This is a genomic window from Crossiella sp. SN42, from assembly GCF_023897065.1.
Taxonomy (GTDB): domain Bacteria; phylum Actinomycetota; class Actinomycetes; order Mycobacteriales; family Pseudonocardiaceae; genus Crossiella.
This window is the reverse complement of the sequence record NZ_JAMHIV010000016.1, coordinates 16,183-35,659: the sequence shown is the minus strand read 5'-3', so window position 1 is coordinate 35,659 and position 19,477 is coordinate 16,183. Positions and strand designations below refer to the sequence as shown.

Here is a 19,477-nt window from a genome sequence, read left to right as displayed (position 1 = left end):
TTGTCCGCTCGGGGATGGATCAGCGCTGTAGCAACAGGACTGAGGGAACGTGGTCGGGGCTGGCCAGCCGGAGCAGGCCGTAGCCGATGCCGGCCAGGCCGTTGAGCAGCCCGGGGGTGGCCACGCCCGCGGGGGCTCCGCAGGCCGGGCCGAGCCGGTGCAGCGCCTCCAGCGCCTGTCCGGCCCGGCGGCGGCGGGCGGCCGACGGGCCCTCCAGCACGGTCAGCACCTCCTGCACGCCCAGCTCGCCGTGGCAGAGGCTGAGATCGCGCAGCACGGGCTGGTCGGCGAGCGCGCCGGTCGCGCCGGTGGCCAGGGCCAGTCCGGCCGCGCCCGCGCACCAGCCGGGCCCCGCGGCCGAGGACCGGCGCGTGGCCTCGGCCGCGAGGTCGGGATGCCGGCCGTCCAGGCGCAGCGCCCAGGCGAGTCCGGCGAAACCGTGCGCGAAGCCGCCGGGCAGCTCGACGCCCTGGCGCAGGCACCGCGCGAGGTGCTCGGCGCAGGCCTCGGCGAGGGTTTTCGCCGCGGCCAGGCCGGTTTCCGCGTGCACCGCGCGCATCGCGGCCAGGCAGCCCGCGGTGCCGGTGGCCCAGCTCGGGTCCGCGCCCTCGGTGGCGGCGGCCCCGGCCAGCCGGACCGCGGTCCCGGCCTCGGCGCGCAGCCAGTCCGCGTCGAGCAGGGTGGCCAGCCGGGCCAGGCCGTAGGCGATGCCGCCGAGTCCCTGCGGCCCGCCGCAGCCGACCGCGGCGCGCAGCCGGGGCTGAACCTCCAGCGCGGCAAGCAGATCCGGGATTCCGCGCAGCGCCCGGCGGGCGGTGTCGGCGTAGCGGGGCACCCCGGTGGCCGCGGCCAACTGGGCCAGGAACAGCGCCACCCCGACGTGCCCGGTGGCCAGTCCCGCGCCCATCGGCAGCACCAGCCACTGCCGGTCGTCGACCAGTTCCAGGCCGAGCCAGTTGACCCGGTCGCCGCCGGGGATGCCGCGGGCCACGATCTGGTCGGCCACCGCGGAGGCCGCGGCCAGCAACCGGTCCGGCTCGGCCGCGGTGCCGGTGCGCGGACCCGGCAGCGGCGCGGCGTCCTGGTGCTCGCCGGCGGGGTGCCGGGTGGCCAGCGCCGCGCAGATCACCCATTCCTGGTCCTGCCGGTCCACCTCGCCGAAGCGCCCGATCGCGGCCAGCGCGGCGGCCAGCCCGGACCGGCCCAGTGGCACCGGCAGCGGTTTGCCCTGCGCGGTGCGGATCTCCGCGCTGCCGGGCGCGCCGGTGAACAGCGGCACGTCCCCGGCCCACAGCTCGGCCAGCTCCTGCGGCAGCAGCTGGGCCAGCACCGGATGGCTCCGGCCGGCCCACAGCACGGACAGCGCGCGGTCCCGGTCCAGCGCGTCCCGCAGCACGCTCGGGTGCGTGGTCTCATCAAGCAGGGTGGCGTAGACCCAGGTGGGGCGGGTGACCACGCGCAGCGGCAGGTCGGCGGCGGAGGCGGCCAGCACCACCAGCTCGTCCCGGTGGGCCGTGATCAGGTCGTAGACCAGCCGGAAACCCTCCAGCAGCGCGCCCTCGTGCTCGGCCGGGTCCACCGGGTGGCCGTCGAGCACCGGCCGGTTGCGCGCCCCGGCGAACGGGCGGGCGGTGCGGACCAGGCGCATCACGTCGGTGCCGGGGTCGGCCCAGTCGACCGCGCTGGCCGGGGCGGTGCGGCCGCCGTCGCCGCCGAGGCCGGACATGTCCAGCGCGCCCTGCTCGCCGATCACGATCAGCGGCAGCAGCGCGGTCCGGTGCACCGAGGCGGCCAGCGCGTCCGCGGCCGGGTCGCCGGTGCTGGGCGCGCCGGTGAGGTCGGGGTGGAACAGGGTCTCCAGGTCCACCAGCACCGGGGTGTCGCCCTCGGCGATCAGGTTCTCGCAGTGGATGTCGGTGGCCTGCACCGCGTGCAGCAGGGCCAGCAGCGCGCCCTGCTTGCGGTAGAACTCGGCCGCCTCGGCAGCGTCGGCCACCGGCGCGCCTGCGAGGTAGGCGGACCAGCCGTAGCCGTCGCGGGCCACCGTGGGCACCGCGCGCAGGCCGAGGCCGGGCAGGTGCCTGCCGGTCCAGGCGAGCAGCTTGCCGAGCAGCAGGTGCGCACCGGGATCACGCGGCTTGTAGATGAGCTTTCGCTGGTCGGCGAAGTGCAGCAGGGTGCAGGAGCGGCCGCCGCGGTGCGGGTCGCCCTTGCCGGGCTCCAACTCGACCAGCGGGCCGGGGTCGATGCCGTGGAACAGGGTGGCGACCAGCTCGGCGTGGTCGGCGGCCAGCCTGCCGAGCAGTTCCACGGTGGCCTCGGCAGCGTTGGCGCTGGTCTGGGCGAGCAGCCTGGCCAGCACCGGGTAGCCGGTGATCAGCTCGGCCAGGCCGGTGGCGTCGGTGAGCTGGTGCGCGAAGTCGGTGAACCGGGCCTGGCCGTCGGCGCCGCGCAGCCTGCCCTCGGTGCGGCGGCGGTGCAGCTCGCCGACCAGGGTGCGCGCGGCGAGGGCGAACAGGCGGCGGCTGAGCGCGGCGCTGAAGCTGTCCGCGATCCGGGGCAGGTCCAGCACGGTGCCGGGCAGCGTGGCCAGGCCCTCGGCCAGCCGGTCCGCCGCGTCCAGCACGAACGGCCGCAGCGGCCGGGCCAGCGCCTCCCGCCAGTCCAGGCCCTCGGCCGAGGTGCCGGGCAGCGTGGCCGCGATCCGCACCGCCCGCTCCGCCACGCTCGCCCACCCCGGTTTGCGCATCCGGGCGGCCAGCTCGGGCGCGGGTTCGGCGCGCAGGGCCAGCGCGCCGTCCTCGGTGAGGTTCAGCTCGGCCAGCCGCAGCGCGAACGCGGCGTCCAGTCCGTCCTGCTCCCAGTGCCGCGGCCGGCTGCCGAAGTGCGCGGGGACGCCGTGCTCGGCCCGCTCGTGCAGGGCCAGGGCGGGCGCCCACCAGCTCGGGTCCAGCAGGACCTCGGGGCGGGCGCGGCGGGTGGCGTCAGGCACAGCGGACACGCTGCCAGCCCTACCCCATGGCGGTCATGGGTGGGAAGCACGCACATTCTCCGCGGCCTGGGTAGGTCAGCTTCCTGACCAGCGCGAGGTCAGCTTCCTGCCGCCCGCACCCACCCCCGCCGCGCCGCCGCCACCCCGGCCTCGAACCGGCTGGCCGCCTCCAGCCGCGCCATCAGCACCGCCACCCGCCGCCGCAGCTGCCGCACCGAGAACCCGACCACCCTGGCCGCCGCCTCGTCGGTGATCCCGGAGGCCAGCAGCTCCAGCACCCGCCGGTCCACCTCGCTGAGCCCGTCCGCCGCCTGCACCTGCCCACCGGCCCGCCGGAACCGCCCGGCCAGCTCCGCCAGCTCCAGCCGGGTGTCCCCGGCCCGCCGGTGCCGCCGGATGAGCTCGGCCTCGACCCGCTCGATCAGCTCGGCGAGGGCCAGGGCCGGGTTGAGCGGGGCGACGCCGCTGGGCCGCTCCGGGTCGGGCCGGACCACGCCGAGCTCCAGCAGTTCGGCCAGCACCGGGGCCAGCGGACCGTCGGCCAGTGGCGCGGGGTCGGTGCCGGGGTGGTCGAGCAGGGCGCGGTACACGGCTTCGGCCGCCGCGCTGAAACCGAGGTCCCGCAAGGGCATGGGGCCGTCTCCGTCCTCCTGGGCTGGGTCCAGCCTGCGGGCCGGGGCAGGGGGCGCGCATGCGTGCTGGGCACGCGGATTTCCGCCGGTGGACACAATGGACGGTGTGATCGACGTGGAAGAGGCGATGGAGCGGTGGGGCGAGCAGGGCCTGACCAGCCTGCTCCAGCTCGGACCCGGCACGCCCTGGCGGCTCTGGTTGTCCCGGGAGCACCGGGAAGGCGCGACGCTGGCCGAGTGCTTCGCCGGTGTGCCGGTGCGGCAGGGCGGATCGATCGACGTTGAGCTGCTGATGAGCGAGCTGGCCGAGCGCGGACTGACCGTGCTGCTGAAGCTGGACCACGAGCGGTGGGCGGAGCGCGGCAAGCCGTGGACCTGTTTGCTGAGCGAGGAGGAGCCGGGGTTCGTGGTGCGGACGGACGACAAGACGATGCGCCGGGGCCTCGAGGCGGTGCTGGCCGAGCTGCGCGCGTGGTCCCCCGGCTGGGAGTGGACGGCGGAGCTGCTCTGATCACCAATCCGGTTGGCGAGTGGGCGCCGGATGCCCGCGCCTCATGGTGGTGACGCCGGGCTGCCACTACTTTGGTACCGGACTCACCGGCTGGAGGGGTGAATGAGCGCGAACGGCGTCGGGGCCGATGGCCGCTGGCTGGGGGTCGGCTCGGCCACGGGACCGGACGCCGCGGTGGCCGCCTTCCGGGCCGCCGCAGGCGCGCTCACCGGCGCGCTCACCGGCGCGGATCCCCGGCTGCTGCTGGTGTTCGCCTCCGTTGACTACGACCCGGCCTCGGTGGCCGAGGGGCTGGCGATGGCCGCGCCCGGTGTGCCGGTGATCGGATGTTCCTCCCGAGGGGAGATCAGTCCGGCCGGGTCGCGCGGCAGCTCGATCGTGGCGATCGCCTTCGGCGGGCCGGGGTTCGCGGTGACCACGGCGGTGGCCGAGGGCGTCTCCGGCAGGCAGCGGCTGGCCGGGGCGGAGGTGGCCGCCGCGGTGGCGGAGGACTCCGGGCTGCCGCACCGGGTGGTGCTGCTGCTCACCGACAGCCTGGTCCGGGAACAGGAGTCGATCCTGCGCGGCTGCTACGGCGTGCTCGGCGCGGGCGTGCCGATGGTCGGCGGGGCCGCGGCCGAGCGGCGGGAGGCGGGCAACCACCTCTGCGCCAGCACCTTCCTGCTGCACGACGGCAAGGTGCACACCGACGCGGTGGTGGCGGCCACGCTCGCCTCGGCCGGGCCGCTGTCGGTGTCGGTGCGGCACGGCTGGCGCAAGTTCGGCGAGCCGATGATCGTCACCAGCACCGGCGAGGGCCGGGTGTACACCTTGGACGACCGCCCGGCCATGGACGTCTACCTGGACCGGCTGGGCGCGCCGCCGGAGGCCTACACCGACGCCGCGGCGTTCACCCGGTTCGCGTTGCCGCGCCCGCTGGGCGTGCAGCGGCGCAGCGGGGTGCAGCCGCGCAACCTGGCCACCGGCTTCGACCTGGACGGCCGGTCCATCAGCGGCGGCAGCGCGATCGACCACGGCTGCCTGACCTGGGCGATGTGCGGGGACGAGCAGTCGGTGCTGGCCGCGGCGGACCAGGCCTGCGCGGAGGCCATCGACGGGCTCGGCGGCGTGGAACCGTTGGGGCTGGTCACTTTCAGCTGTAGCGCGCTGCTGCCGGTGCTCGGCCCGGACGGCACCCGCAGGGAGAACGAGACCTTCGCCGCGCGCAGCGCCGGCAAGCCCTTCGGCGGCTTCCACACCTCCGGCGAGATCGCGCGGGTGCGCGGCATCGACGGCTTCCACAACCAGACGCTCGCGGTGCTGGCGCTGGGCTGATGGCGGACTCCCTCGCGGCCCTGCACGGCCAGCAGCTGCTGGAGCTGCTGGCGGTGGTCTCGGCCTACCCGGATGAGGACTCCGCGGTGCACGGCGCGGTGGAACGGGCCGCGCAGGCGCTGGAGGCCGAGGTGGCCGCAGTGGTCTTCGGCGCCGAGGTGGCCGCCTGCATCGGGTTCCCGGCAGGCACCGAACCGGTGGCCGAGCTGCTCGCGGTGACCAGGCAGGAACGCGCGCACCTGGAGGTGCCCGGCCTCGGCCGCACGCACGCGGTGTCCACCAGCTGGGGCGGCAGCCATCCCGGCCACCTGGTGCTGGCCCGCTGGGCCGAGGAGTTCTCGGTGGAGGAACGGCACCTGATGCGCGGCATGGCCCGGCTGCTGGAGCTGACCCTGACCATGCTGCGCACCCTGCAGGCCGAGCACGCGATGCGCGAGCGCAGCGAACGGCAGGCCGCGGAGAACGCCGAGCTGGTGGCCACCCTGCGCCAGCGGCAGCGGCTGATGGAGCACCTGTTCGAGGTGCAGCGGGCCATCTCCCGCCGCCGCCCGCTGCCACAGATCCTGGACATGATCACCAGCGCCGCGGCCGACCTGCTGGGCGCGGGCATCGTCGGGCTGTGGCTGCGCGACTCGGCCGAGCCGGAGGAGCTGCGGCTGGCGGCCAGTGTCGGCCTGCGCCCCGACCTGCTGGAGCAGCGGGCCTGCGTGCGGCTGGTGGAGACCGGGGCCGCGGGCGAGGCGGTGCTGGTGGAGGACGTGGTGGTGCGCTACGGGCGGCTGCCGGAGTCCGCGCTGCTGTACCGGCTGACCGCGGGACGGCTGCGCGCGGCGATGGCCGCGCCGGTCTACGACAGCGGGGAGGTCGCGGGCAGCCTGCTGATCGGCTCCGGCCAGGCCACCCGCCGCTACGCCGGCGCCGACGTGCAGATGCTGCGCTCCTTCGCCGAGCACGTCAGCCTGGCGCTGACCGACGCCAACACGGTCGAGCAGATGCGCAGGGCCTTCCACGACTCGCTCACCGGGCTGGCCAGCCGCGGCCTGTTCCTGGACCAGCTCTCCCAGCTGCTCACCCAGCCCACCCCGCTGACCGCGGGCCCGGACCGGGTGGCGGTGCTGTTCGTGGACCTGGACCGGTTCAAGGCGGTCAACGACACCCTGGGCCACGCCGCCGGGGACAACCTGCTGATCTGCACCGCGGAACGGCTCAAGGCCCAGCTGCGCAGCTCCGACGTGGCCGCCCGGCTGGGCGGGGACGAGTTCGCGGTGCTGCTCACCGGGGTGGAGACGGTGCAGGACGCGGTGCTGGTGGCGCAGCGGATCCTGCACGCGCTGGCCGAGCCGATGCTCATCGCCGGCCGGCAGCTGCGGGTCAACGCCAGCATCGGCATCGCGCACAGCCCGCGCGGCGCGGCCGACGCCGCCGACCTGATGCGGCGCGCGGATGTGGCCATGTACCAGGCGAAGCGGGCCGGGCGCGGGCGTTACGAGGTGTTCTCCGACGGCATGCTGATCACCGGCTCGGAGGACCTGCCCGACCGGACCGGCTGAACGGCGGTAGGGCTTTGCCCACCCCGGAAGCACGGCCTGACGCCATCGGATCCGCCTCGCCCGCTGCCTAACGTGATCTCCGAGAAGTTGAGCGAGCCTGGGGGCGGAGATGACGAACGTGCTGACGGCGCAACGGGAACCGGTGGCGGTGCGGTGGTGGCGGCGGCCCTGGGTGGCCCCGCTGTTCGTGCTGGTGATCGTGTTCCTGGCGTTCTCCCTGCCGAGGTACCTGACCTTCGACCCGGCCCAGACCAGGGTGCCCGCGCCCGAGGGCGCGAGCTGGCACTACCCGCTGCTGGTGGCGCACGTGCTGCTGGCCTCGGTCGCGATGATCACCGGCTGCCTGCAGGTGTGGCCGTGGTTCCGGCAGCGGTATCCCTTGGCACACCGGTACCTGGGCCGGGTGTACGTCTTCGCCGGCGTGCTGCCCGCCGGGGTGAGCGGGTTCGTGATCGGCGTGGCCAGCCCGTTCGGGCCGATCAACCAGGTGAGCAACGTGATCCTGGCGGTGCTGTGGCTGGCCTTCACCGCGCTGGCGGTGCGCGCGGCCTGGCAGCGCCGCTTCGGCGACCACCGCAAGTGGATGATCCGCAGCTTCGCGCTGACCATGTCGATCATCACCAACCGCCTGTGGGGCATCCCGATCGGCATGTGGCTGGCGCCGCAGCTGGAGACCACCTTCGGCGGCAGCGAGATCGCCATGGGCCAGGCGATCTCCGGACTGACCGCCTGGCTGGGCTGGACGCTGACCCTGCTGTTCGCCGAATGGTGGTTGCAGCGCAAGAAGAAGCGGTCAGTACGGGTACCGGTCCCCGTAGCCGCAGCTGGCTGAGGAGTCGTGCGGGCGGGCGGCGAGCAGCTCCCTGGCCCTGGCCCTGGAGGCGTTCCACTCCCGCCAGCCCGGCTCCGCCCCGGCCAGCGTGTAGTTGATCGTCCGCAGCGCGCAGGAGCGCTGCGGTTCGGGCAGCCGGTCCAGCACCGGGACCACGTCGGCGGACATCTGCCGCAGGTAGCTCAGGTCCAGGTGCCGTTGCTGCGCCACGTTGATCTCCGCCACCAGGCGTTCCGGGTCGGCCATCGAGAGTCCAAAGAGGACGGTCAGGCCGGAGGTGACCACGACCCGCGGCACCCAGGACCCGCGCAGCCGGATGCCCGCGGCCAGCACCACCAGGTACACCAGGCCGATCCACAGCTCGCAGGTGAGCACCAGCAGCCGCAGCACGGTGGCCCCGTAGGCCTCCTGGTAGGCCAGCATCCGGCTGACCGAGGAGGCCACGATCACCAGGGTCAGCACCGCCAGCGCGCCCAGCAGCACCCGCAGCCACAGCCGCTCGCCTGCCCGTTCCCGAGGAGCCCACCGGGTGGCCAGGCCGATCACCGCCAGCGCGAGCACGCTCACCATGCTGAGCTGCCAGAACCCGCTGCGCGCGTACACCGCGTAGGTCATCCCGGCGGTCCGCTGCACGTAGGCCTCGCCGCCGAACAGGCTGGCCAGCTGCACCGCGACGAACCCGCCGAACAGCAGCACCAGCAGGCCCACCGGCAGCGCCCACTCCACCAGCCCGACCGTGCGCGCCGACCGCGCCGCCCGCTCCGGCGCGCCCTTGACCGCGACCAGGCAGGCCCCCGCGGTGCCGAAGACCAGCAGCCAGAACACAAAACCGCCGCGCACGATCGCCGGACCGTCCACAGTGGGCAGAACCGCGGAGACCAGCGAGGCGAACGCGGCATCCGCCCCCGCGAACAAGGCGCCGAAGACCACCAGCAGCACCACCGACACCGCGATCGACACCAGCAGCCGCCCGCGCGCCCCGCGCACCCGCACCGCCGCCGCGCCCCGGATCACCCAGTCCAGCCGCACCAGCGCGGTCACCGGCACCGAGAACGCGCCCGCGAACAACCCGAAGAACGACCTCCCGCCCCCGGCCGCCAGCGACCCGGCCACCCCCGCGCCCAGCACGCACAGCACGAACAGCCACTCCGCGTCCCGCACCGCCCCCACCGCCAGCAACCCGATCGCCAGCGCCAGCCACCCGCCCCGCATCGCCCGCTCCCCGCCGGAGAGCTCGAGCTCGGAGTCCCGCCGCGCCACCAGCCACACCGCCAGCGCCGCCACGATGCCGACCACCACCCACCCGATGGCGGGCCGGTCCAACGGCAACGCGAACGCCCCGGCCACGCCCACCGCCGCAGACGCGACCACCACCGACCCCGGCGCGTACGGCCGGGGCACCACCGTCGCGAACACCGGTGCGGCGGCGGTCACCACACCCCCGGGCACGTGCGCCGGCCGAACGTGGACGGGGTCGTGGCCGTTGTGGTCGGCGGAATCGGCCGGGTCCGGCTTGGCACTCGGCTCCTCGGCCGGTTCCTCGGCTGGGGCTGCGCTTTCCTCGGCCTTCCCCGTGGCACCATCGGCCTCGCCCGCCGAATCCGGCGGTTCCTCGCCCGCGGCACTATTGGCCTCGCCCGCTGACTCCGCCGACCCCTCGGTTCCGGCCGCCGCCGGCTCCGGCTGCTCCGCGGTCTCGGCCGCCGCGTCTTCGGCCCCGGTCACCTCGTCCTTCGCGTGCTCGGCGGACTGGTCCCAGCCGTCCCGTGCTTTCCCGCTCATCATCATCCCCAAGGCAGCAGTCATCAGCCCGGCCACCACCGTGGCCCGGCCCGTGCGAAAACCCAGTCAGTCAGCCAAAGTCGGCAACATCACCCGGATCCGGCAGCCCCCGGAACCCGGTCCCACCGCGGAGATCGTGCCGCCGTGCAGGTCCACCACCCAGCGCGCGATGGCCAGGCCCAGCCCGGTCCCGCCGCCCCCGGCGCGCTCGCCCCTGGTGAACCGCTCGAACACCCGGTCCCGTTCCGCCACCGGGATTCCCGGTCCCTCGTCGCGGACCTCGATCACCGTCGAGTCCGGCTCGCTGGTGGCGCTGATCCACACCCGGCCGCCCGGCGGGCCGTGCCTGGCCGCGTTGTCCAGCAGGTTCACCAGCACCTGGTGCAGGCGGACCTGGTCGGCCAGCACCACCGCCTCCGGCTCCACCGACATGGTGAAGCGCACGCCGCGGCCCGCGACCGCGGTCATCACCTCGGTCTCGGCCACCGCCTGGGCCAGGATCGGCGCCAGCGGCCAGTGCTCGCGGTCCAGGGTGAGCGCGCCGGCGTCGATGCGGGAGAGGTCCAGCAGCTCGGTGATCAGCACGCCGAGGCGTTCGGTCTGGGCCAGCGCGGTGCGCATGGTGGCCGAGTCGGGCTGGGTGACGCCGTCGACCACGTTCTCCAGCACCGCCCGCAGCGCGGTGATCGGGGTGCGCAGCTCGTGCGAGACGTTCGCGATCAGCTCGCGGCGCTGCGCGTCGGCCGCGCCCAGGTCGGCCGACATCTGGTTGAACGCGGCGGCGAGCTGGCCGACCTCGTCCTTGGAGGTGGCCCGCACCCGGCGCTGGTAGTCCCCGGCGGCCATCGAGCGGGCAGCGGAAGTCATGTCCCGCAACGGTTTGGTCATGCCGTGCGCGATCAGCTGGGAGGCGATCAGCGCGCCCAGCAGCGCGGTGATGGTGGTGCGCGGTGGGATCCAGCCGATCTGCCACCAGAAGAAGGCCATCGCCACCGTGACCGCGCCCAGCACCAGCAGGCCCAGCTTGAGCTTGATCGAGCGCACCGGGTCCAGCGGCCTGGGCAGCACGTCCCACACCGCGGCCGCCCACCCGCGCAGCTTCCTCACGGCGTCTCCAGCGCGTAGCCGATGCCGTGCACGGTGCGGATCACATCGCTGCCCAGCTTGCGCCGCAACGCTTTCACGTGGCTGTCCACGGTGCGGGTGGCGGCGGGCCCGGCGAAGCCCCACACCTCGGCGAGCAGCTGCTCGCGGGGCAGCACCGCGCGCGGCCGTTCGGCCAGCCGGGTCAGCAGCTCGAACTCGGTCGGGGTGAGGTGCACCTCCGCGCCGGCCCGGTGCACCCGCCGCTCCACCGGGTCGATCTCCAGTTCGCCCACCCGCAGCGTCACTCCGGCGGTGCGGGCCTGGGCGGCCCGTTCCACCCGCCGGAGCAACGCGTGCACCCGGGCCGCCAGCTCCCGGATGGAGAACGGTTTGGTCAGGTAGTCATCCGCCCCGACGGCCAGCCCGACCAGCAGGTCGGTCTCGTCGTCCCGCGCGGTCAGCATCAGCACCGGCACCGCCCGCCGCGCCTGGATCCGGCGGCACACCTCCAGCCCGTCGTAGCCGGGCAGCATGATGTCCAGCACCACCAGGTCCGGGTCGAGCTCGGCGGCCTTGGCCACCGCGCCGGGACCATCGTGGGCCAGCTCCACCCCGAACCCTTCGGCACGCAGCCGGTCGGCGATGGAGCTGGCGATGGTCAGCTCGTCCTCCACCACCAGCACTCGATGCATGGCACCGACCCTAGGCGGAGGCGATGGAGAGGGGGCGGAGGGTTTGTGAAGATACTGTGCAGGCTACGCCGGGTCAGCGACCGGTCACTCGCCGCTGCCGTACGGCCTGGTCAGCACCTCCAGGAAGTGCCCGTCCGGCCCCAGGAAGTAAACCCCCCGGCCGCCGTCGTTGGTGTTGATCTCGCCCGGCTTGGTCTGCGTCGGGTCGGCCCAGTGCTCGATCCCACGTTCCTTGATCCGGCCGTAGATCTCGTCGAACTCGGCCTCGGTGATCAGGAACGCGTAGTGGTTGGGCACCGGGGTGGTGTCGACGTCGATGTAGTCGAGAGTGACCTGGTTGGACAGTTCCACCCCCATGAAAGGTCCGAACGGCACCGGATCCGGCAGCCCGAACAAGCCGGTGAGGAACTCCGCGGCGGCCTTCTTGTCGGTGGAGTGGACGATGGTGTGGTTCAGTTCGATTGCCATGAACCCAAGCTAGAAGTTCGAGTTAACTAGAGGTCAACCACGTCCGCGATCGCCACCCGTACGGCCGCAACGAAACTCCAGAAGACCGGCGTGGTGGTGTTGCGGCGTTCCGGCCGGGTGTTGATGGTGAACATCGCGTCCCGCAGCCCAGTGGTCAGCTCCAGCTGCCCGCCCGCGCCGCGCAGCGTGCGGTTGGCGATGTTGGCCGGATCGCGCCCGGACAGCGTGGGGTGCTCCGCCCCGTCCACGGCCTGGAACCCGGCCGCGCCCAGCCTGCTCAGCAGCGCCCGGCGGAACGGCTCGTCCCGCCCGCCGACCAGCACCGCCCGCGCGCCCTCGGGCAGACCCAGCTGCGCGGGGGAGCAGCCGTGCAGGCCCAGCGCCCGCCGCGCGCCCGCGCACAGCGACAGCGCCACCGGATCGTCGCAGTGCGCCGAGGTCACGTGCAGCTCGGCGTTGTCGGCAGGCCGGATGCCCTCGAACATCCACAGGTCGTGGCGCGGCCCGGTGTCCGGCGCGGGTTGCAGGGTGCCGGGGTGGTATCCGGCCACCGCGTGGCACAGCTCGGAGGTGCCGCCCTCGATCGCGCCGCCGTGCGGGGCCAGGATCGTGGTGCCGGGAAAGGGAAACTTCTGCGTCAGGCTGTCGTCGAACTGCTCGTGCCTGCGGTACCGGCGCGCGTAGTCGATGCCCTCCACCAGTTCCGGGTCGGCGTAGAGCGCGGTGTTGGACGGGTACTTGTCCGCGGCCGATGCGGGCCGGGCCGCCGCGACCGGGATCGCGGTGGCGGCCACCAGGCCGAGGAAGGCGCGCCTGCTGGTGTTCATACCTGGCATTCTGCGGCAGCGGGCTATGGTCGGCCGGGTGACGAACACGCCGCCCCCTGACGAGACCGACTCCGGGGTGCCCGAATGGGTCAAGGTGATCCCCGGTCTGGACCCCGCCGTCGAAGGGGTGGTCGACCGGCTGCACCTGGCCAGCGGCTACCTGGACCGGCTGGCCGCGGACTGCGCCGCGCCGCAGGGCCTCAGCTCGGCCGACTACGAGATCCTGGCCAGGCTGTACTGGGCCGGCCCGCCGCACCAGCTCACCCCGACCCAGCTCGCCGCCGGCACGCTCAGCCCGGCCACCACCATCACCAGCCGCCTGGAACGCCTGCAGAAGGCCGGCCTGATCACCCGCTCGGTCAGCGGCAGCGACCGCCGGTCCACCCCGGCCGAGCTGACCGGGGAAGGGCAGCGGATCTTCCTGTCCGTGGTCACCGAACAGGCCCGCCGGGAGCGCGAGGCGATCGCGCCGCTGGGCGAGGCGGACCTGGCCGAGCTGGAGAACCTGTTGCGGAGGCTGATGTTCGTGCTGGAACAGCGCCTCGGCCCGGCGCCCCGCCGCACGCGCCCGGCCCAGGACGCCACCGCGCGGCGTGGCACGTAGTCACTCGCCAGAGCTGGGCTGCCCTGTTCGCCTTCGCCGCCGGGATCGCGTTCTGAGCCGCCGGGTGCTGCCCCGGCTCACAGCGCCGTGGGCAGCGCCGGTTCGAACAGCCACCGCCGGAACAGCCCGTCCAGCGGATGCGCGCAATGCCGTTGCGCCAGCGCGAGGAAGTCCGCGGTGCGCACCGAGCCGTGCCGGTAGGTGGTGGTCCATTCCTTGAGCAGGGCGAAGAACGCGGCATCGCCGATGTGCCGGCGCAGAGTGTGCAGGGTCAGCGCGCCCCGGTCGTAGACCTGGTCGTCGAACATCCGGGCCGGGCCGGGGTCGCCGATCACCAGGTCCTGCGGCAGCGCGGCCAGCTTGCGCAGGAACCGTTGCGCCGGAACGGAAGCGGGCACGCCGTCGGCGAACTCGAACCACAGCCACTCCGCATAGCAGGCGAAGCCCTCGTGCAGCCAGATGTCCCGCCAGTCGGCCAGGGTGAGGCTGTTGCCGAACCACTGGTGCGCCAGCTCGTGCGCGACCAGCCGTTCGTGCCCGCGCCTGCCGTCGAGGTGGTTGCGGCCGAACACGGACAGGCCCTGGGCCTCGATCGGCACGTCCAGCACGTCGTCGGCGACCACCACCGCGTACTCGTCGAACGGGTACGGGCCGAACAGCTGCTGGAACACCCGCAGCATCTCCGGCTGCCGGGCGAAGTCGTGCCGGAACAACGACTCCAGCGAGGCGGGCACCCCGGCGGGCTGGTGCACCGGGCCGGGCAGCTCCAGCGTCTCGTACCGTCCAATTTGGACTGTGGCCAGGTAGCTCGGCATCGGCGCGGACTGGTGGTGCACCCAGGTGACGCTGCCGCCGTGCTCCTTCACCGAGCGCAGCCTGCCGTTGGCGAAGACGGTGTAGTCGCTGGGCGCGGTCACCGCGATCCGGTAGGTCGCCTTCGAGCCCGGCTGGTCGTCGCAGGGGAACCAGCTGGGCGCGCCGGTGGGCTGGCTGGCCACGATCGCGCCGTCGGTGAGCTGGTCCCAGCCGATCTCGCCGAACGGGCTGCGCACCGGGTGCGGCGGCCCGGCGTAGCGCACCTCCACGGTGAACTCCGCGCCGGGGGCCAGCGGCCTGGCCGGGCGGAGGCGGAGCTTTCCGTTGGCGTGCGACCACTTCGCCGGTCGCTTGCCGTCGATGAGCACCCGGTCCACCCGGAACCGGCCGAAGTCCAGCACCACCGAGGCCAGCGCGATCTCGGCCACCGCGACCACGTTGGCCCGGCCGGTCAGCCGGTGCGAGCCCGGCCGGTAGTCCAGATCCAGGTCGTAGTGCCGGACCCGGTAACCCTCGTTGCCGTGACTGGGGAAGTAGGACCGCGCGCTCACCCTCGGCGGGACCCTTCCGGCTGCCAGGCGGCGATCGGGTTGCCCAGCCAGCGGGTGTCGGCAGGCACGGTCTCCCCGCGCATCACCAGCGAACCCGGTCCGACCGTGGCGCCCGCGCCGACGGTGGCCCCCGGCAGCACGATGCCGTGCGGGCCCATGGTGGACCCGGCGTCCAGGGTGACCACGTCCATCCGCATGATCCGGTCGTGGAACAGGTGCGTCTGCACCACACAGCCCCGGTTCACGCTGGCGCCGGCGCCCAGCCGGACCAGGTCGGCCTCGGGCAGCCAGTAGGTCTCGCACCACACGCCCTTGCCCACGCTGGCGCCCAGCGAGCGCAGCCACAGGTTCATCAGCGGCGTGCCGCCGACCGCGCCCGCGAGCCAGGGCACCGCGAGCACCTCGACGAAGGTGTCGGCCAGCTCGTTGCGCCAGACGAAGGAGCTCCACAGCGGGTGCTCCACCGCGCGGAACCGCCCGACCAGCAACCACTTCGCGGCGCTGGAGACCACGCAGGCCAGCACCCCGGCCCCGAACAGCACCCCGCCGCTGACCAGCAGCGCGATCCCGAAACCGGCCCGCGCGGCGATGACCTCGAAGGCGGCCAGGGTGAGCACGGACAGCACGACCGTGCACATCACCGGGATCACCCGGCACAGCTCGACCAGCCCCCGGGCCAGCACCAGGCGGCGCGGCGGGGCGAAGGTGCGGCCCTCGTCGCTCTTCTCGGTGTTGCGCGGCAGCTTGATCGGCGGCATGCCCAGGTAGGAGCTGCCCGCCTTGGCCCGCTTGGGCGCGGCGGAGAGCACGCCGACCAGGCCGCGGTTGGGCACCGAGCGGCCGGGCGCGGTCATGCCGGAGTTGCCCAGGAAGGCGCGCTTGCCGATGCGCACCTCGTCGATGCGCAGCCAGCCGCCGCCCAGCTCGTAGCTGCCGACCATGGTGTCGTCGGCCAGGAACGCGCCGTCGGCCACCGTGGTCAGCGAGGGCAGCGCGAGCACCGTGGAGGCCTCCACCCGGCGGCCCACCTTCATGCCGAGCAGGCGCAGCCAGACCGGGGTGAACAGGCTGGCGTACAACGGGAACAGCGCCGACCTGGAGTGGTTCATCAGCCGCTCCACGGTCCACGCCTGCCAGCCGATCCGCCCGTGCAGCGGGTGGTACCCGGCGCGCAGGCCGATGCTGAACAGCCGCACGCCGACGAGCACGAACAGCGCGGTCGTGACCAGGTAGGCGATCGCGGCCAGTGGCGCGGCCAGCAGCGCGCTGCTGGCCGCCCCGGTCAGCGTCGTGTCCCCGGCGACGAACCAGCCCAGCAGCGCGATCGCGGGCAGCGCGGCCAGCACCGGCAGCAGGTCCAGGCCGAGCGAGCTGATGCCGTAGAGGAAGGACCAGAACCGGCTGCGCGGCGCGGTCTTGTTCAGCCGCTTGCTGCTGGTCTTGCTGATCCGCGCGGCGGGCACCCCGGACCACACCTGCCCAGCGGGCACCGAACCGCGCACCACCGAACCGGCCGCGATCTCGGCCCGCTTGCCGATCCGCGCGCCGGGGAAGACCGTGCTGCGCGAGCCGACCACCGCGCCAGCGCCGATCCGGATCCGGCCCACGTGCACCACGTCGCCGTCCAGCCAGTGCCCGGCCAGGTCGACCTCGGGTTCGATCGCGCAACCCTTGCCCAGCTTGAGCATCCCGGTCACCGGGGGAGCGGCGTGCAGGTCCACGTCCGGGCCGATCCGCGCGCCGAGGGCCTTGGCGTAGCTGGAGATCCAGCCGCCGGAGAGCTTGGCCGCGCCGCTGAGCACGGCCAGCCGCTCGGCCGCCCACAGCCGCAGGTGCACGCTGCCGCCGCGTGGGTAGCTACCCGGTCGCAGGCCGCGCAACAGGATCCGCGCGCCACCGGCCGCGATGGCGATCCGGCCGGGCGGGCTGAACAGCAGCGCCGCGCCCGCGCCGACCCACCACCAGGAGATGGTCGGGGCCCAGGAGTAGGAGCCGAAGAGGTTGAGCAGGTTGTTCAGCGCGGCCAGCGCGACGATCCAGCGCAGCCCGACCAGGGTCAGCATCGGCAGCAGCACCAGCAGCTGCACCAGCCCGGCCCGGCGCGGGGTGGGCGCGACCTCGCGCACGGTGGCCTCGGCCGCGCCCAGCTCGTCCAGCCGCGCGGCCAGCGCGGCCAGGGTGGAGTGCGCGTACAGGTCGCTCACCGAGGAGCCCGGGTAGGTCCGGCGGACCAGCGAGATCAGCTGCGCGGCGGCCAGGCTGCCACCGCCGCTGGCGAAGAAGTCGGCGTCCGCGGACCCCGGCGGCAGGCCGAGGATCTCGGTCCACTGCTCGGCCAGCCAGGCCTGCGTGCCGGACAGCTGCGGCGCGTCACCGGGCAGCTCGTCGGTGCTCAGCGGCCAGGGCAGCGCGTTGCGGTCGACCTTGCCCGAGGTGCGGGTGGGCAGGGTGTCCACCACGGCCAGCAGCGGCACCAGCGCCGAGGGCAGCGCGGCCCGCAACCGGTCCAGCGCTGCCGCCTTGTCGAACTCGTCCACAGTGGACGAAAGCGCGAGGTAGCCGACCAGGATCTGGTTGCCGCCCTTGGTCGAGCGCACCGCCGCGGCGGCACCGGCGACCCCGGGCAGCGCTTGCAGGGCCGCGTCGACCTCGCCCAGCTCGATCCGCCGGCCGCCCAGCTTCACCTGCTCGTCGGCCCGCCCGAGGAACAGCAGCCCCTCCGGCTCGGCCTGCACCAGGTCGCCGCTGCGGTAGGCGCGCTCCCAGCCCAGCGCGGGCAGCGGCGCGTACTTCTCCGCGTCCTTGACCGGGTCCAGGTACCTGGCCAGCCCGACGCCGCCGATCACCAGCTCGCCGGTCTCGCCCATCGCGACCACCTGGCCCGCGGCGTCCACCACGGCCAGCTCCCAGCCGTCCAGCGGCAGGCCGATCCGCACCGGCGGGGTGCCGGTCAGCGGCGCGGCGCAGGCGACCACGGTGGCCTCGGTCGGCCCGTAGGTGTTCCAGACCTCCCTGCCCTCCACCGCGACCCGCTCGGCCAGCTCCGGCGGGCAGGCCTCGCCGCCGAAGATGAGCAGCCGCACGTCGTCGAGGCACTCGGCAGGCCACAACGCGGCCAGCGTGGGCACGGTGGAGACCACGGTGATCTCCTGCCGCACCAGCCACGGCCCGAGGTCCATGCCGGTGCGCACCAGCGAGCGCGGCGCGGCGACCAGGCAGGCCCCGTGCCGCCAGGCCAGCCACATCTCCTCGCAGGAGGCGTCGAAGGCCACCGACAGCCCGGCCAGCACCCGGTCGCCCGGCCCGATCGGCTCGTCGGTCAGGAACAGCCCGGCCTCGGCGTCCACGAACGCGGCCGCGCTGCGGTGGCTGACCGCGACGCCCTTGGGCTTGCCGGTGGAACCGGAGGTGAAGATGATCCACGCGTCGTCGTCCAGCGTCGGCGACCCCACCGAACCGCCCGGCGTGGCGTGCGGGGTCAGCTCGCCGTCCGCGCCCAGCACCGCGCACACCGCGGCCTCGCCGAAGACCAGTTCGGCCCGTTCGTCCGGATCCTCCGCGTCCACCGGCACGTAGGCCGCGCCCGCGGCCAGCACGCCCAGGATGCCGACGTAGAGCTCGTTCGTGCCCGAAGGAATGCGGATGCCGACCCGGTCACCGCGGCCGATGCCGTGCGCGGCAAGGCGTTCACGCACCGACTCGACCTCGCCGAGCAGGGCGCGGTAGGTCAGCACGGTGCTGCCGTCGTCCACCGCGGGGGCGGTGGGGAAGCGTCGTGCGGTGGCTGTCAGGATGTCGAGCAGAGTTCGCTCAGCCGGGGTGGCGCCCGCGCGGAAAACCGCTGGCGCCAAAGGAATCGTGGGAGTGGTGAGCAAGGACTCGCCGACTGCGGTCAACTCCGGCCCTTCCGGGGAGTAGGTGTCTCAACGCCGGACAGGCCAACGCCAAACGGACACCATACCCAGGAAAAGTGAACAACCGCACGGTTGGCCACCCTGTCGTGGCTGAACTCACGGATGCACGAGCACCTTGGTTCCCGGTCGCAGCAAGGCGAACGTCTCGTTCACACTCGGGTCGGTCATCCGGATGCACCCGTTGCTGGCCGGCCAGGTCTCCACCGGTTCGCCGCCGTGGAAGGCGATGCCCTGGTCGCTGCCGCCCTGCCCGATGTAGGAGGGCCGCCACATCGGGCCGAGCCTGGCGTAGCGCCAGCCGTCGATCTGCCGGGTGACGGTGAACTCGCCCGTTGGAGTGTGCTTGCCGGGCTGGTCGCGGCCGGTCGAGGAGTCGTAGATCCGCTCCACCTGGCCCGCCTCGTCCAGGAAGTAGGTGACCTGCCGGGCCAGGTCCACCTCCACCCGGAACCCCCGGCGGGCCTGGGCCACCGGCCGCACCGGGTTGCGCAGCGCGGCCGCGGTGGCCTCGTCCACCTGCCCGGTCCGCGCCAGGCCGTGCACCTTCTGGAAGGCGATCAGCGCGTGCCTGGTCTCGGTGTCCAGCTCGCCGGTCACCGCGCGCACCTGGTAGCCGTGCTCGTGCAGGACCTGCTGCGCCTGCCGCACCGAGGGCGGCGCCGGCTTGACCTCGGCCACCGGCACCGGCGCGGCCTGCGGTCGCACGGTGACCGCCTGCGCCCGCACCCCCAGCGGGGTCAGCACCGTGCAGGCGGCCACGCCCGTCCCGCCGACCGCCGCCGCCAGCAACGCCCCGACCAGGTACCGCCCACGCACGCCCACAGTCCCCACGCCTTTCCCAGAGGTTCGCTCACCCAGTGCTTGGCCGATGCCCGCGAGAGCGCAACCACCCGGGCCGGTTCGGCG

Annotated in this window: 15 protein-coding genes; 5 read left to right on the top strand and 10 right to left on the bottom strand. The window is 74.0% G+C overall.

What is annotated here, in order from left to right; genetic code table 11:
* Positions 1-19: 19 nt before the first annotated feature.
* Together M8C13_RS20000 and M8C13_RS19995 are read right to left on the bottom strand one after the other, a co-directional pair.
* Positions 20-3,001, bottom strand: coding sequence for a type 2 lanthipeptide synthetase LanM family protein (locus M8C13_RS20000; protein ID WP_252482160.1), 2,982 nt, complete (start codon positions 2,999-3,001; stop codon positions 20-22).
* A gap of 89 nt (positions 3,002-3,090) precedes the next feature.
* Complete coding sequence (locus tag M8C13_RS19995; RefSeq protein WP_252482159.1) at positions 3,091-3,624, bottom strand: hypothetical protein; 534 nt, start codon at positions 3,622-3,624, stop codon at positions 3,091-3,093.
* A 106-nt stretch (positions 3,625-3,730) separates the two neighbouring features.
* On the opposite strand from M8C13_RS19995, the gene M8C13_RS19990 reads away from it, so the two are divergent.
* The 4 genes from M8C13_RS19990 to M8C13_RS19975 all read left to right on the top strand — a co-directional run bounded on the left by M8C13_RS19990 (position 3,731) and on the right by M8C13_RS19975 (position 7,831).
* On the top strand, positions 3,731-4,135 hold the full coding sequence (locus tag M8C13_RS19990) for a hypothetical protein (protein ID WP_252482158.1): 405 nt from the start codon (positions 3,731-3,733) through the stop codon (positions 4,133-4,135).
* Between the two features lie 102 nt (positions 4,136-4,237).
* Positions 4,238-5,449 carry an FIST signal transduction protein gene (locus M8C13_RS19985; protein ID WP_252482157.1) on the top strand — a complete coding sequence of 404 codons (1,212 nt, stop codon included), beginning with the start codon at positions 4,238-4,240 and terminating at the stop codon, positions 5,447-5,449.
* Complete coding sequence (locus M8C13_RS19980) at positions 5,449-6,999, top strand: sensor domain-containing diguanylate cyclase (RefSeq protein WP_252482156.1); 1,551 nt, start codon at positions 5,449-5,451, stop codon at positions 6,997-6,999. Before M8C13_RS19985 ends, M8C13_RS19980 begins: the two co-directional genes overlap by 1 nt.
* Positions 7,000-7,108: 109 nt before the next feature.
* Positions 7,109-7,831, top strand: coding sequence for a DUF2306 domain-containing protein (locus tag M8C13_RS19975; RefSeq protein WP_252482155.1), 723 nt, complete (start codon positions 7,109-7,111; stop codon positions 7,829-7,831).
* Here the strand turns inward: M8C13_RS19975 and M8C13_RS19970 are convergent.
* The 5 genes from M8C13_RS19970 to M8C13_RS19950 form a co-directional block, all read right to left on the bottom strand.
* Positions 7,793-9,637: a DUF4153 domain-containing protein gene (locus tag M8C13_RS19970; protein WP_252482154.1), complete on the bottom strand. Its 1,845-nt coding sequence runs from the start codon at positions 9,635-9,637 to the stop codon at positions 7,793-7,795. The two genes, M8C13_RS19975 and M8C13_RS19970, sit on opposite strands and share 39 nt — an antisense overlap.
* 42 nt (positions 9,638-9,679) lie before the next feature.
* Positions 9,680-10,711: an ATP-binding protein gene (locus tag M8C13_RS19965; RefSeq protein WP_256509375.1), complete on the bottom strand. Its 1,032-nt coding sequence runs from the start codon at positions 10,709-10,711 to the stop codon at positions 9,680-9,682.
* Positions 10,712-10,716: 5 nt separating this feature from the next.
* Positions 10,717-11,391, bottom strand: coding sequence for a response regulator transcription factor (locus tag M8C13_RS19960; RefSeq protein ID WP_252482152.1), 675 nt, complete (start codon positions 11,389-11,391; stop codon positions 10,717-10,719).
* An 84-nt stretch (positions 11,392-11,475) separates the two neighbouring features.
* Positions 11,476-11,859 carry a VOC family protein gene (locus M8C13_RS19955; RefSeq protein ID WP_252482151.1) on the bottom strand — a complete coding sequence of 128 codons (384 nt, stop codon included), beginning with the start codon at positions 11,857-11,859 and terminating at the stop codon, positions 11,476-11,478.
* A gap of 26 nt (positions 11,860-11,885) precedes the next feature.
* Entirely contained in the window at positions 11,886-12,686 is an 801-nt protein-coding gene (locus M8C13_RS19950) for a poly-gamma-glutamate hydrolase family protein (protein ID WP_252482150.1), read from the bottom strand.
* Positions 12,687-12,723: 37 nt separating this feature from the next.
* Here M8C13_RS19950 and M8C13_RS19945 point away from each other — a divergent pair, with 37 nt between their 5' ends.
* A complete protein-coding gene (locus M8C13_RS19945) occupies positions 12,724-13,290 on the top strand; it encodes a MarR family winged helix-turn-helix transcriptional regulator (RefSeq protein ID WP_252482149.1) in 567 nt (188 codons plus the stop codon).
* A 77-nt stretch (positions 13,291-13,367) separates the two neighbouring features.
* Here the strand turns inward: M8C13_RS19945 and M8C13_RS19940 are convergent, their stop codons facing one another.
* The 3 genes from M8C13_RS19940 to M8C13_RS19930 all read right to left on the bottom strand — a co-directional run bounded on the left by M8C13_RS19940 (position 13,368) and on the right by M8C13_RS19930 (position 19,387).
* Positions 13,368-14,657 carry a M1 family metallopeptidase gene (locus M8C13_RS19940; protein WP_252482148.1) on the bottom strand — a complete coding sequence of 430 codons (1,290 nt, stop codon included), beginning with the start codon at positions 14,655-14,657 and terminating at the stop codon, positions 13,368-13,370.
* Positions 14,654-18,553, bottom strand: coding sequence for a Pls/PosA family non-ribosomal peptide synthetase (locus tag M8C13_RS19935; RefSeq protein WP_252482147.1), 3,900 nt, complete (start codon positions 18,551-18,553; stop codon positions 14,654-14,656). The genes M8C13_RS19940 and M8C13_RS19935 overlap by 4 nt, the downstream gene beginning before the upstream one ends.
* A gap of 114 nt (positions 18,554-18,667) precedes the next feature.
* Entirely contained in the window at positions 18,668-19,387 is a 720-nt protein-coding gene (locus M8C13_RS19930; RefSeq protein ID WP_252482146.1) for a L,D-transpeptidase family protein, read from the bottom strand.
* Positions 19,388-19,477 lie beyond the last annotated feature (90 nt).